This window comes from Tahibacter sp., from assembly GCF_032229445.1.
GTDB lineage: Bacteria > Pseudomonadota > Gammaproteobacteria > Xanthomonadales > Rhodanobacteraceae > Tahibacter.
On the sequence record NZ_JAVTWC010000021.1, the window covers coordinates 91134 to 103018 of the forward strand.

At 65.4% G+C, this 11885-nt stretch carries 10 protein-coding genes; 7 read left to right on the plus strand and 3 right to left on the minus strand.

Features of this window, described 5'->3' with window-relative positions; translation table 11 throughout:
- Positions 1-58 precede the first annotated feature (58 nt).
- Positions 59-1072 (minus strand): isocitrate dehydrogenase, encoded by a 1014-nt coding sequence (locus RUU78_RS05240; protein WP_313914370.1) that lies wholly within the window; start codon positions 1070-1072, stop codon positions 59-61.
- A gap of 88 nt (positions 1073-1160) precedes the next feature.
- On the opposite strand from RUU78_RS05240, the gene RUU78_RS05245 reads away from it, so the two are divergent.
- Positions 1161-2294 (plus strand): hypothetical protein, encoded by a 1134-nt coding sequence (locus tag RUU78_RS05245; protein ID WP_313914372.1) that lies wholly within the window; start codon positions 1161-1163, stop codon positions 2292-2294.
- 188 nt (positions 2295-2482) lie between these two features.
- On the opposite strand, the gene RUU78_RS05250 is transcribed toward RUU78_RS05245, so the two are convergent.
- Entirely contained in the window at positions 2483-2869 is a 387-nt protein-coding gene (locus RUU78_RS05250) for a carboxymuconolactone decarboxylase family protein (protein ID WP_313914374.1), read from the minus strand.
- Positions 2866-3129 carry a glutaredoxin 3 gene (gene grxC / locus RUU78_RS05255; protein WP_313914406.1) on the minus strand — a complete coding sequence of 88 codons (264 nt, stop codon included), beginning with the start codon at positions 3127-3129 and terminating at the stop codon, positions 2866-2868. Before grxC ends, RUU78_RS05250 begins: the two co-directional genes overlap by 4 nt.
- 219 nt (positions 3130-3348) lie before the next feature.
- Here grxC and RUU78_RS05260 point away from each other — a divergent pair, with 219 nt between their 5' ends.
- The 6 genes from RUU78_RS05260 to RUU78_RS05285 all read left to right on the plus strand — a co-directional run bounded on the left by RUU78_RS05260 (position 3349) and on the right by RUU78_RS05285 (position 11713).
- Positions 3349-5031 (plus strand): M48 family metalloprotease, encoded by a 1683-nt coding sequence (locus tag RUU78_RS05260; RefSeq protein WP_313914376.1) that lies wholly within the window; start codon positions 3349-3351, stop codon positions 5029-5031.
- Positions 5032-5079: 48 nt separating this feature from the next.
- Entirely contained in the window at positions 5080-5769 is a 690-nt protein-coding gene (gene phoB / locus RUU78_RS05265; protein WP_313914379.1) for a phosphate regulon transcriptional regulator PhoB, read from the plus strand.
- Between the two features lie 34 nt (positions 5770-5803).
- A complete protein-coding gene (gene phoR, locus RUU78_RS05270) occupies positions 5804-7120 on the plus strand; it encodes a phosphate regulon sensor histidine kinase PhoR (protein WP_313914380.1) in 1317 nt (438 codons plus the stop codon).
- Positions 7117-8034, plus strand: a complete 918-nt coding sequence (locus tag RUU78_RS05275; protein WP_313914382.1) for a PstS family phosphate ABC transporter substrate-binding protein — start codon at positions 7117-7119, stop codon at positions 8032-8034. The genes phoR and RUU78_RS05275 overlap by 4 nt, the downstream gene beginning before the upstream one ends.
- A complete protein-coding gene (gene ppk1, locus RUU78_RS05280; protein WP_313914384.1) occupies positions 8031-10118 on the plus strand; it encodes a polyphosphate kinase 1 in 2088 nt (695 codons plus the stop codon). The genes RUU78_RS05275 and ppk1 overlap by 4 nt, the downstream gene beginning before the upstream one ends.
- Positions 10119-10189: 71 nt before the next feature.
- On the plus strand, positions 10190-11713 hold the full coding sequence (locus RUU78_RS05285; protein ID WP_313914386.1) for a Ppx/GppA phosphatase family protein: 1524 nt from the start codon (positions 10190-10192) through the stop codon (positions 11711-11713).
- Positions 11714-11885: the final 172 nt, after the last annotated feature.

An 11885-nucleotide genomic window follows, 5' to 3' on the forward strand; every position in this document is an offset into this window, starting at 1 on the left:
GCCCAGCAAAACGGCGTGCCTTGCGACACGCCGTTTTTTCGCTGGGCATCCGAGAAATTCAGATCTTGCGCAGACTCTCGATCAGCGCGTCGGCAAAGCCTTCCGTATTTCCGGTGCCACCAAGATCCGGCGTCACGCGATCCTTGCGTCCGACGACATCGCGAATCGCCAGACGTATGCGCTGGGCCTGATCTTCCAGCCCCAGGTGGCCCAGCATCTGGCAGGCAGCGAGCAGCAGCGCGCACGGGTTGGCCAGACCCTTGCCGGCAATGTCCGGCGCCGAACCATGCACGGCCTCGAAGATGGCCGCTTCCGTTCCTATGTTTGCGCCGGGCGCGAGGCCGAGACCACCGACGAGGCCAGCGCAGAGGTCGGAAATGATGTCACCGAAAAGATTGGTCGTGACGATCACATCGAACTGCTGCGGATTCATCACCAACTGCATGCAGCAATTGTCGACGATCATCTCGTTGCACTGGATTTCCGGATACTCGCCAGACACTTCCCGCGCCACCTTCAGGAACAGGCCCGAGGTGGTCTTCATGATGTTGGCTTTGTGTACTACGGTAATCTTCTTGCGGCCCTGGCGACGCGCGAGTTCGAACGCGTAGCGCACGATGCGCTCGGAACCGCGACGGGTGACCTTGATCTGCGAGTGCGCCGTGTCGCCATCTTCGGACAGCGTCTGTCCTTCCGAACCATAGGCACCTTCAGTGTTCTCGCGTACGGTGATCAGGTCGATGCCTTCGTAGCGCGCGCGCGTGCCGGGTATCGTGATCGCCGGGCGCACGTTGGCGTACAAATCGAAGCGTTTGCGCAACTCCACATTGAGCGATGAGAACCCGCCGCCGATCGGCGTTGTCAGAGGTCCCTTGAGCGCGACCCGGTGACGGGCAATCGACTCCATCGTGGCCTGCGGCAGCAACTCTCCGCAGCGCTCCTGCGCCGCCATGCCAGCGTCGACGAACTCGTAGCTCAAACCGGCCTGCAGTTCATCGAGCACGCGCAACGTCGCGTTCATGATCTCGGGGCCGATACCGTCGCCGCGGATCACGGCAATAGTCTTGCTCATGCGGGGGATACTCCAGATGCCGACTTGTCTGTTGAACACTAAACCCAGCATTATCAGAGATGCCCCCCCAGTGAACAACCTCCACCGTATGCGACCTTGGTCCGTCACCGCGCGCGTGCTGGCGAACGTCGCCGGGTTCCTCGCCGCCTGCGCAGCGACGGCGGCGGGCGCGCTCGAGCCGTTGCTGGCCCCCTACAGCACCAGTCCCGAACTGCGCATCGAAGCGCTCGGCGGTGCGCCAGCGGCGCCTCGACTGCGCGTGCAGGGAAATTGGCCTACGCCCTGCCTGCCCATCGTCGAAGACATAAGCCTCGACGGTCGAGACCTGCGTATCGATCTGCGTTCCAAGAAACCGCTGTGCGCGCGCACCAGCCTTCCATTCGACCTTGAGATCGATCTGGCACCCCATGTCGGGAGGACCTGGCCGGCAGCGCCGCTACGGGTCAGCGTCTTCGCCGCGAACAGCACTGCGGGCGAAACCCAACTACGTGGCTTCGCACTGATCGCGCCGCAGCCGATGCCTCGTGCCGTGCCCTCGTCGGGGCTGTGGTGGCCGCTGCCGCAATCGGATTCGAGTACGACGGCGGCCGGCATCGGCTTCAGCTTCGAGATCCAAGCCAACACGATAGCAAGTGCCGTTCTGGGACGTACCGGCAGTGGCGAGGCCATCTGGTATTTCGGCACCGGTAAGCTGCGCGGACGCATCGCCGAGATCGACCTCGTCGCAGCAACTCCCGGCGCCACGGACGGGGAGTCGAACACCGCTGGCAACGCCGTGCTCGCGCTGGACTTCGACGGCAACGGTCGCGCCACCGCATGGCTCGGCCAGTACGAGCAGGGCAAGAACCAGCCGGTATTGCGGCAGCAGGTCATCGAACTCGCGCATCTGCCGTTTGCCGAACATACCGACGGCAGCGCCTGGCAAGGCGACTGGGTGCTGCTCGGCGCGACGCCGGGACAACCGCGCAGCGCGCGCCAGCTTCGCCTGAGCGCGACGAGCTTCCTCGCGGTGGCCAACTACCGCATCAGCGCCGACGACGGTTCGGTGCTCAGCTGCGAACGCGACGGCGCCGCGCCGAAGTCGGCGCCGCCGCAGCGCTGTCGCCTCAATGACGTCAACGGCTTGCTGATCGCCGAATTCGACTCCATCGACATCAACCGACTTGACGGCTATACGCCCGACCGCACACCCGTGCAATTGCTGCGCGCGGACAAACGCTAGCGTCCTGTCCCGTAAATAGGTTGGAGAATCTCCGCATGGATTTCGCCGCGAAACCACCCGCGGCGAGCAGAAGTACCGCATCAGCGCGACCAATCGCAACGACGTATCACAGCGGCGTTCAACCGCGCAGCTGGTCAAGACACCGGAATGTTCAGAAACCCTGGGGGTTGGCGCACCCGTGATGCGGCTCAGCCGGCGGCGTGGTCGTGCGGCGCCGGCGCTTCGGCCTGGGCCGCTTCGAGCTGATCGAGAAAATCGACCGCACGGCGCAGATGCGGAATCACGATCGAGCCGCCGACAACCAGTCCCACGCTGAACACTTCGAAGAACTCGTCGCGCTGGACGCCGGCGTCGCGGCACTGCGCGACGTGATAAGCGATGCAGTCGTCGCAGCGCAAAACCATGGAGGCGACCAGGCCAAGCATCTCCTTGGTCTTGAGATCGAGCGCGCCGCTCTTGTAGGTCTGGGTATCCAGCGCGAAGAAGCGGCGCACGACCTGATTGTCTTCAGCCAGGATGCGCTCGTTCATGCGCTTGCGGAAATCCGTGAACTGCGTGACCCGGTCCTCGCTCATGCGTCGCTTCCCAGTAGTTGCGCAAGGCGTCCGCTGCGATCTGCTGCGACCAGATCGTCATGACCGCCGACGAGTTCGCCGTTGATGAAAATCTGCGGGACCGTGCGACGACCGCCGCTGCGGGCCAGCATTTCGTCGCGCTTGGCCGCGTCGATGTCGATGCGGATTTCGCTGTACTCGAGCCCCTTGGACCTGAGCACGTTCTTTGCCGCCACGCAGTAGGGGCAAATAGCTGTTGTATACATTTCTATCCTGGCCACTCGATTCTCCTGCCGCGGCGAGCCGGGTGATTCCGCCGCCGTCATCCCCGGTGCCATTGTGGGGCCGGAAACGCATTCGGCAAGAGTGGGCGCGGCGAACCCCGAGCGAAATGAAGGGGGCGCAACCCGACGTGAACACGCCGCGGGCGAGATTGGCCGCGGGAACCTTCGCTGGGTTAATGTGTCGCAGCCACTCTCGATCGCTGCACAGTGCCGGCCATGCGTAACTGGTTCATTGCCCTGCTGAGTCTCTGCGCCACCGGCCTGGCCGGCGCGCGCGAATCCGGCGTACGTTTGCCTGACATCGGCAGCTCCGCTGGCGCCATCATGTCTCCGCAAGAGCAGCGCGCCTACGGCGCGAGCATGCTGCATGAATTGCGCTCCTACAACCTGATCCTCGACGACCCGCTGCTCGTCGAATACCTGAACGCATTGGGATACCGCCTCGTCGCGCACAGCGACAAGCCTGAGCAGGCCTATACCTTCTTCGTCGTACGCGACTCGGCGATCAATGCGTTCGCCGCGCCCGGCGGCTATATCGGCATGAATGCCGGACTCATCACTACCGCCGTCGACGAAGGCGAGGTCGCCGCGGTACTGGCCCATGAAATCGCGCACATCAGCCAGGACCATCTGCTGCGTGCGTTCGAAGATTCCCAGAAAGCCTCCCTGCCGATCGCCCTGGCCATGCTCGGCGCGCTGATCGCGTCGCAGGGATCCAGCGGCGATGGCGCCGAGGCGGCCATGGTGGCCGGAACCTCGCTGATCCAGCAGCGCCAGATCAATTTCACGCGCAAGGACGAGATCGAAGCCGATCGCGTCGGGATCCAGACCCTCACGCGCGCGGATTTCGATCCGCATTACATGGCCAGCTTCTTCGCGCGCATGGAACGCACCTTGCGTCCCGGCGCTGGCGATCGCGGCATTCCGGATTTGCTGCGCACCCATCCGGTCAATACCGACCGCATCAGCGACGCCAAGGCGCGCGCCGACGCGTTGGCGCAGGAGCAGAAAGCCGCGCGGGCGCGCAGCAGTATCCTGCCCCCCATACCGGCGGGTTATCGGCTGACGCCGCCGCGCGATGACGATCTGTCGCCGCTGCCGCGGCTGGACACTACAGTCGTCAGGGCCTCCGGTCAGGATCTGTACTTCGCGTTGATGCGCGAGCGTGCGCGCGTGCTCGCCGCCGAGCAGCCCAGCGCTCTGATCGCCTACTACGCCAACAACCGGCACGAGGCGGGCAGCGTGGCTGCGGCTGCAGCGTCGTATGGCCACGCCCTGTCGCTGTACCGCATGGGCCAGAGCGACAAGGCACGTGAGCTGCTGCAGCCGCTGGCTGACGAAGCGCCGAGTCTGATGCCTTACCAGCTTGCGCTGGCCCAGACCGAGGCCCAGTCCGGCCGTCGCACTGATGCATTGAACCGTTACGAACGCCTGATCGCGAACTCGCCGTCGAATCGTGCGATCGCGCTGGCCTATGCGCAGACCCTGATCGAAGACGGCAAAGCCGGCAGCGGTCGCCGCGCCCAGGACCTGCTGCGCCCGCTCATGGCAGAGGAAGTCGACGATCCGGAGGTCTATCGCGTATTCGCTCGCGCCTCGGAACTGGGCGGAGACAAGATCCGCGCGGCCGAAGCCTATGCGGATGTGGCGCTGCTCAACGGCCGTCTCGAGGACGCCATGAACCAGTTGCGTACGCTGACGGAGCGACGCGATCTGGACTACTACCAGCGTGCGCGCATCGAGGCCCGCATCGCCGAAGTGACACCGTATGTGCTCGAGTTGCGCCGACGTGGCATCAAACCGGCGGACCAGGGCCGCCTGGCACCGGCTTTTTCCTGCCAGGATTCAAACTCTTGTGCTTCCATGTCATTGAGGCGTAACAATCCTGCATTGGAATAGCGCCGCTGTCATGAAAGCGTCGCGCCGCGGCGCAACACGCGTGCAACCGTGCAAAAACGAATCCTGATCGTTGAAGACGAAACCGCCATCCGCGACATGGTCGCCTTCGCACTGCGCAAGTCTGGCATGGACCCGGTACATGCGGCCGACGCGCGCATTGCCCAGTCCGCCATCGCCGAGCGCGTCCCGGACATGATCCTGCTCGACTGGATGCTTCCCGGCATGAGCGGTCTGGAGTACGCCCGCCGGCTGCGCAAGGAAGACCTGACTCGCGAAGTGCCCATCATCATGCTGACCGCGCGCGGCGAGGAAGGCGATCGCGTCAACGGACTCGATGCGGGGGTCGACGACTATGTGGTCAAGCCCTTCTCGGCGCGCGAACTGATCGCCCGTATCAAGGCGGTCATGCGCCGGACCCACGGCGACGAGGGCGACGGCGTGGTCGAGCTCGGCGGCCTGCGCATCGATGGAGCGGCGCACCGGGTCTACGCCGGCGACCAGACCGTACAGATCGGTCCAACCGAATACCGCCTGCTGCATTTCTTCATGACCCATGCGGAACGCGTCTATTCGCGCAGCCAACTGCTGGACCAGGTCTGGGGCGGCAGCGTCTATGTCGAGGAGCGCACGGTCGACGTGCACATCCGGCGCCTGCGCAAGACGCTGGAACCCTACAAGCTGGAAAACCTGATCCAGACCGTGCGCGGCGCCGGCTATCGTTTTTCGGTAACACCCTGAGCGCCGCCCGCGCCCGCGCCGGCAGCCGGACCGCATGAACGGACGCATCGAGCGTGCGCTGCCGGTCAGCCTGTGGCGAATGGCGGGCGTGCTGGCGGCCGCACTGGCCCTGGGGCTGCTGGCCGGCGGACTGGCCTGGTGGCTGCTCGCGGCGACGACAGGCCTGCTCGTCCAGCTGCTCTGGCGCGTGTACGGGTATGGCCTATGGCTGCAGAGCGGCTCACGCCGCGTCGGCATCGACGACAGCGGCATCTGGGGCGCCCTGTACCGGATTCCGGTGCTGCGCCAGCGTCGCGAACTCTCGCGCCGGCGCCGTCTGGTGCAGTTGCTGCGCGCGTTTCGCACCACTGCGGCGGCTCTGCCCGACGCCACCGTCGTGCTCGACGAGAGCGGCGCCATCCTCTGGTTCAACGCCGCCGCCACGCGCCTGCTCGGATTGAGCTATCCGCAGGACCTCGGCGGGCATTTTTCCAATCTGGTGCGCTCGCCGCGCGTGACGCGCTGGCTCGAAGGCGGCGAGTGGAGCGAACCGCTCATGGACGTACCGGCACCGGCCGACGACGCCCTGCGCCTGGGCCTGCGCATCATCCCGTACGGGCGAAGCCAGCGCCTGCTCGTAGCGCGCGACATGTCCAAGCTGATGCAGCTGGAACAGGTGCGGCGAGACTTCGTCGCCAATGTCTCGCATGAATTGCGCACGCCGCTGACGGTCGTGCACGGCTATCTCGACCTGATCGAGCCGGACCAGTCACCCGAACTCGAACCGATCCTGATGGAACTTCGCACACAGTCGCGACGCATGACCCAGATCGTCGAGGACCTGTTGACGCTGTCGCGCCTCGAAGCTCAGGACAGCCTGCCCGAAGAGCGCATTCCCATGCAGAGCGTGTTGCACACGCTCAAGCGCGAAGCCGACGCGCTGAGCATGGGACGGCACACGATCAATCTCGTGCTGCGCACCGATGCCAACCTCAACGGATCGCCCAAAGAACTGCACAGTGCGTTTTCCAATCTGGTCAGCAACGCAGTGCGCTACACGCCGGCTGGCGGTCGCATCGAGATCTCCTGGGAGTTGCGGGAAGGACAGGCCGTCTTTGCTGTCAGCGACACCGGCCAGGGCATCGCGCCGAGCCATCTTCCGCGTATCACCGAACGCTTCTACCGGGTCAGCAGCAGCCGTTCGCGGGACACCGGCGGCACTGGCCTGGGATTGTCGATCGTCAAGCATGTGCTGCAGCTGCACCAGGCGCGTCTTGCGATCGATAGCGAGGTCGGCGTCGGCAGCACGTTCTCCTGCGTGTTCGGCGCCGAGCGCATCAGCCTGGCGACGGCCAGCGAGGACGCCGGGTGAGTCGTGCCGGTTCGCTACTGCTGACGGCCGTGCTGGCCGTCCCGCTGACGGGCGCCGCCGCCGGCCGCACCCTGACCAGCGTGGGCTCCGATACGCTGGGCGAACTCATGCTGGCCTGGGCACACGACTATTCCGCGGAACAGCCCGAGGTTCGTTTTCAGATCCGCACGCCGGGCTCAGCCACCGCACCGGCCGCGCTGGCCAGCGGAGCGGCCGACCTCGGCCCGATGAGCCGGGCGATGAACGCAACCGAGTCCGCCGACTACCGCATCCGCCGCGGGCGCGATCCGGGACGCATCCGCATCGCGTTCGACGCAGTCGCGATTTTCGTCCACCCGGACAATGCGCTGCCCGCACTGCGGCTCAGCGATGTCGCTCGGATCTGGGCCGCGGGGCCGGCCTGCACGGCTGCGCCAATCGCGGAGCGCTGGAGCGACCTGGGCGTCGCCATGCCGGTGCTCGCCGCGCAGCCGCTGCTGCGCCTGGGCCGCAATACCGCGTCGGGCACCTTTGAGTTTTTCCAGGAATCCGCGTTGTGCAGTGGCCGCTATCGCGCCGACGTGGTGCAGTTTCCAGGCGCCGGAGCGATCGTCGCCGCCGTCGCGCGGCAGCCCAATGCCATCGGTTATGCCGGACTGGGCCACGTGAACGGCCTCGTCCGCCTCGTGCCGCTGCGGCGCGCCGATGAAGCAGCCAGCCTGCCGGATGCCGCAAACGTCATCTCGGGGCGCTATCCTCTGACGCGTTCGCTGTATCTGTATTTCAATCGCGCCGACGACGGTCGGCCGGACCCGGTGACCGCCGCGTTCCTGCGCTTCGCGTTGAGCAGCGCCGCGCAGGACACCGCCGTCCGCCACGGGTTCGTCGCATTGCCGGCGGCCGACGTGTCGCTGGAACTGGGGCAACTGCAATGACCTTGCTCAATGGCGCCATGAGCCGCGACCTGGCCGATCCCTCGCTGTACCTCAATCGCGAACTCGCCCAGCTCGAATTCAATTTCCGGGTACTGGCACAGGCGCAGGATCCGCGCGTGCCGCTGATGGAACGGCTGCGCTACCTGTGCATTTCAAACAGCAATCTCGACGAGTTTTTCGAGGTCCGCGTCGCCGTGCTCAAGCAGCAGATCGCGCTGAACACACCGATGCCCGGGCCCGACGGGCTGTCGCCGCTCGAAGCCCTGACCAGAATCCGCGCGCGCGCGCTGGAACTGGTACGCGCCCAGTACGACTTCTGGAACGACGTGCTGCTGCCGTCGCTCGGCGAAGAGGGCATACGCTTCGTCACGCGCGACAAGTGGACGGTCAAGCAGAAACGCTGGCTGCAGGGCTATTTCCAGAACGAGGTCATGCCGGTGCTGTCACCGCTGGGACTGGATCCGGCGCACCCGTTCCCGCGGATTCTCAACAAGAGCCTCAACCTGGCCGTCGTGCTCAAGGGCACGGATGCGTTCGGCCGCGAGGGCCACATGGCGCTGGTGCGTGCGCCGCGCTCGCTGCCGCGCATCATCCGCCTGCCTGCCGAAGTGTCCGAGGGCCCTTACGACTTCGTGTTCCTGGCCGGTTTGCTGCAGCAGTTCATCGACGAGATGTTCCCGGGCATGCGCGTGGAAGGTTCGTATCAGTTCCGCGTCACGCGCAACAGCGAACTCGTCGTCGACGAGGACGAAGTGGAAAACCTCGCGACCGCGCTGTCCGACGAACTCATCGGCCGTGGCTACGCGCATCCGGTGCGCCTGGAGATCGCCGAAGCCTGCCCCAAGGCGATCACCGAAATGCTGATGGCCAATTTCGAGCTGACCGAGCAGGATGTATACCGCTGTGCCGGGCCGGTCAACATCAACCGCATCAATGCGATCTACGATCAGGTCGAGCGCCCGGACCTCAAATTTCCGAAGTTCACGCCGCGTGTAGCATCGGCGCTGGCCGCAGGACAGAACGTGCTGGACGTGATTCGCGAACAGGACGTGCTGCTGCATCACCCGTTCGAGTCGTTCGGCGCCGTAATGGAGCTTGTGCGCCAGTCCAGCCAGGATCCGGACGTGCTCGCGATCAAGCAGACCCTGTACCGCGTCGGCGATCACTCGCCGCTGGTCAATCACCTGATCGATGCGGCGCGCAACGGCAAGGACGTCACCGTCGTGGTCGAGCTACGCGCGCGCTTCGACGAGGAAGCCAACATCCGTCTGGCCAACCGTCTGCAGGAAGCCGGCGTGCAGGTGGTCTACGGCGTGGTCGGCTACAAGACGCACGCGAAGATGCTGCTGATCGTGCGACGCGAACAGGGCAGACTTCGCCGCTACGTGCACCTTTCCACCGGCAACTATCACCAGATGACCTCGAAGGTGTACACCGACTTCGGGCTGATGACGTCCGACGCGGACATCGGCGAAGACGTGCACAAGATGTTCCAGCAGCTGTCCGGACTGGGCACGGCGATCAAGCTCAAGCGCCTGCTGCAATCACCGTTCACGCTGCACAAGGGACTGCTCGAGAAGATCGAGCGCGAGATCGGCCACGCCCAGGCCGGCCGGCCGGCACGCATCATCGCCAAGATGAACGCGCTCAACGAGGCCGGCGTGATTCAGCAGCTCTACGCGGCCTCGATCGCCGGCGTTCAGATCGATCTGATCGTGCGCGGCGCCTGCGCGCTGCGTCCGGGCATCACCGGTGTTTCCGACAACATCCGGGTGCGCTCGGTGATCGGCCGCTTCCTCGAGCACAGCCGCGTCTACTGGTTCGGCAACGACGGCGCGGCGGAGATCTACTGCGCCAGCGCCGACTGGATGGAACGCAATCTGCTGCGGCGTATCGAAACCTGCTTTCCGATCATCGACGCAGCGCTGGCCCAACGCGTCTACGACGAGGCCCTGGCGAATTTCCTCGCCGACAACACCCAGTCCTGGATGCTGCAGCCCGACGGCAACTACGTGCGCGTCGAGCCCGGCGACGAGATGCCGCATTCGGCACAGCTAACCCTCGTCGCGCGCCTTTGCATGTAGCATGCGGCCGGCCACCTCGGCACGGGGCGGCCGTGGCAGAATCCGTCCGCCCACCTTCCCCTGAGGTCCGCGTGCCCAACGGCCAAAAGCCTATCCAGGACGGCGAGCTGCTTGCGGCCGTCGATCTGGGGTCCAACAGCTATCACATGGTCGTCGCGCGGTATCAGCACGGCGAACTGCGTGTGATCGACCGGCTGCGCGACAGCGTGCGCATGGCTGCGGGGCTACGGCAGGATGGCAGCCTGGACAGCCAGCGTCGCGACCGCGCCCTCGCCTGCCTCGCCCGCTTTGGCCAACGTTTGCGGGCGCTGCCGCCGGGCCGCGTGCGCGCGGTGGCCACCAACACCGTACGGCGCATGAGCGCGCCGCATGCGTTCCTGCTGCCGGCGGAAACCGCGCTCGGGCACCCCATCGAAATCGTGTCCGGCCGCGAAGAGGCACGCCTGATCTACCTTGGCGTGGCTCACAGCCTGCCGGAATCGCGCGAGCGGCGGCTGTGCATCGACATCGGCGGCGGCAGTACCGAATTCATCATCGGCATCGGCATGGAAGCCCTCGAGACGGAAAGCCTGCAGATGGGCTGCGTTGCCAGTACCCTGCGCTTTTTCGAGGACGGCAAGCTCACCGCCAAACGCTGGCGCCAGGCACAGACAGAAATCGGCGTGGAGCTGCAGCAGTTCGCCGCCGATTACCGCGCACGCGGCTGGGGCGAAACCATCGGCTCGTCGGGCACGATCCGTGCGATCGGCAACATCGTCCAGGCCAACGGCTGGAGCGACGCAGGAATTACGCACGCCAGTCTGGACCGCCTGCGCGACGGGTTGCTGGCTGCCGGCAGCATCGACAAGTTGCGCCTGCTCGGACTTTCCGAAGAACGCCAGAGCGTGATCGTCGGCGGCATTGCCATCCTCGAGGCGGCATTCGCCGCACTCGGACTCGAGCGCATGCAGGTGTGCGAGACGGCAATGCGCGAAGGCCTGCTCTACGACCTCATCGGCCGCGCCGAACAGCGCGATCCGCGCACCGCCAGTATCGAAGGGCTGGTGCGGCGCTATGACGCGGACCGCGTCCACGCACAACGCGTCGAGGCGACGTCGCGCCTGCTGTTCGACCAGATCGCCGAACCCTGGCAGCTCGACGGCGACGCACTCGATTGGCTGCGCTGGGCAGCGCGCATTCACGAGATCGGCCTGGCCATCGCCCACAGTCAGCATCATGTGCATGGCGCCTATCTGGTTCGAAACTCCGATCTGGCCGGGTTTACGCGCCAGGAACAGGATTTCCTCGCCACCATCCTGCGTTGCCATCGACGCAAACCGGACCAGGAGGCCCTGGCCGCGTTGCCGGAGCGTTCACGCCGCACTGCGGTGCGGGTGACCGCCCTGCTGCGTGTGGCCGTGCTTTTGCACCGTGCACGCAGCGGGGACCGCCTGCCTCCACTCAGCGCGCGCGCCGACGAGCGCACATTGGAACTCAAGCTCAGCCGGGAATGGCTCGAACAGCACCCGCTGACCGTCGCCGACCTGGACCAGGAACGCGAGCACCTCAAGGATCTCGGCTTCAAGCTGCAACTTCGGGCGGCGGAGAAGGTATAGCAGGCTGTTGAAAAAGCAGCCTGACGAGACGGTACGGAATGGATCGCCCGGTGATCAATCGCACACAAGCGGCTGGATATCGGAACCGTGAGCAGGCTTCGCTTTAGCCGTTTGACCACTAGTGTAGTGCTTCGTTTTTCTTGGAGCTTAAGCGGCGATTGGCGCGGATGAC

Bases quoted from the DNA above. Each gene is read 5' to 3' on its own strand.
- RUU78_RS05240 (WP_313914370.1), bottom strand. From the start codon at position 1,072: ATGAGCAAGACTATTGCCGTGATCCGCGGCGACGGTATCGGCCCCGAG.
- RUU78_RS05245 (WP_313914372.1), top strand. From the start codon at position 1,161: ATGCGACCTTGGTCCGTCACCGCGCGCGTGCTGGCGAACGTCGCCGGG.
- RUU78_RS05250 (WP_313914374.1), bottom strand. From the start codon at position 2,869: ATGAGCGAGGACCGGGTCACGCAGTTCACGGATTTCCGCAAGCGCATG.
- RUU78_RS05260 (WP_313914376.1), top strand. From the start codon at position 3,349: ATGCGTAACTGGTTCATTGCCCTGCTGAGTCTCTGCGCCACCGGCCTG.
- phoR (WP_313914380.1), top strand. From the start codon at position 5,804: ATGAACGGACGCATCGAGCGTGCGCTGCCGGTCAGCCTGTGGCGAATG.
- ppk1 (WP_313914384.1), top strand. From the start codon at position 8,031: ATGACCTTGCTCAATGGCGCCATGAGCCGCGACCTGGCCGATCCCTCG.